1 protein-coding gene and 1 pseudogene are annotated in these 852 nt (G+C 62.7%); both read left to right on the top strand.

The genetic code is table 11. The features are described from left to right. Positions 1-242: DUF4832 domain-containing protein (locus tag RY831_RS33040; RefSeq protein WP_326510509.1), on the top strand; the 242-nt coding region annotated here is incomplete at its 5' end. A gap of 169 nt (positions 243-411) precedes the next feature. Continuing rightward, positions 412-852: pseudogene (locus tag RY831_RS33035) on the top strand (hypothetical protein); the annotation flags it as partial.

The raw sequence follows: 852 nt of genomic DNA, 5'->3' as shown, positions 1-852 counted from the left end.
GCTTCAAGCTCAATGCCGATCCGCGCAAGTGGCTGCCAGGCCAGAACGTGACGGTGAGCCAGAACGTGACTCTGCCGGCAGACATGCCCAAGGGGAACTATGCGGTGCTGCTGAACCTGCCTGATCCGATGACAGCGCTGCGCGGCCGTCCGGAGTACTCGATCCAGCTGGCCAACACCAATGCCTGGGAAGCTTCCACCGGCTTCAACAACCTGAACCACACCGTCGGCGTGGCTCCGTAACGGCAAATAGCAACACACGCCGTACCGGCACTTCCGGCGCCCTCTTCTCCGGGCGGCGCCGATTCTTCTCCTCCGTTGACATGCCGGGCCTTCGCAGCGATTGCGACGCCCGGTCCTTCATCCTGCATGCGGATAAAGGAAGGCTCAACACCTTCATGAAAGGAATGACGTGACAATTCCAGCACTGCGATTCTTTACCCTTACCGTTCTCGCCGCATCCCTCGCCGCCTGTGGTGGTGGCGGAAGCGACGCTCCAATCGGGTCGGCCACCCAGGCCAATGCCTCATCCTCTTCCGCCGCCAATGGCACGGCAGGACAGGAAAGCAGCATGGCGGTGGAAACATCGACTCCCGCAGGCGGTTCGGCGGCACTACCGGGAGCGACTTCCGATATCATGGTGCCGACCGCCCCGACCGATTCCGAGAACACTTCGCCAGTACCCGCTCCGGACAGTCCGCAAGCGTCGCTGAACTACACAGCCAGCACGGCAACCATCGCCAATCCCGAGCGCGGCTTCCACTACATGAGCGACTGCGACGGCAATCTCTCCGCTTCCCAGCTCCAGGGCTGGCGCACCAGCGAAGGCATGACCATGGCGGTCTGCTCGGTC

The sequence above is a fragment of the Noviherbaspirillum album genome, assembly GCF_035916955.1.
Classification (GTDB): domain Bacteria; phylum Pseudomonadota; class Gammaproteobacteria; order Burkholderiales; family Burkholderiaceae_D; genus Noviherbaspirillum; species Noviherbaspirillum album.
The sequence above is the reverse complement of the archived record's forward strand: the minus strand, read 5'-3'. Positions and strand labels throughout refer to the sequence as shown.